The organism is Candidatus Liberibacter sp., assembly GCF_014048425.1.
In the GTDB taxonomy this organism is placed as follows: Bacteria; Pseudomonadota; Alphaproteobacteria; order Rhizobiales; family Rhizobiaceae; genus Liberibacter.
On sequence record NZ_JACETX010000092.1, the window covers coordinates 1 to 324 of the forward strand.

Here is a 324-nt window from a genome sequence, read left to right on the forward strand (position 1 = left end):
AACTATAACGGTCCTAAGGTAGCGAAATTCCTTGTCGGGTAAGTTCCGACCTGCACGAATGGCGTAACGACTTCCCCGCTGTCTCCAACGCAGACTCAGTGAAATTGAATTCCCCGTGAAGATGCGGGGTACCTGCGGTTAGACGGAAAGACCCCGTGCACCTTTACTATAGCTTTACATTGGCGTTTGTGTTGATATGTGTAGGATAGGTGGTAGGCATTGAAGCAGGAGCGCTAGTTTTTGTGGAGCCAACCTTGAAATACCACCCTTATCAATGTGTATGTCTAACTGCGTTCCGTTATCCGGAATCGGGACAGTGTATGG

General features: G+C 48.8%; 1 rRNA gene. It reads left to right on the plus strand.

Features of this window, described 5'->3' with window-relative positions:
- Positions 1-324: ribosomal RNA gene (locus H0G72_RS06070) — 23S ribosomal RNA — on the plus strand; the annotation flags it as partial.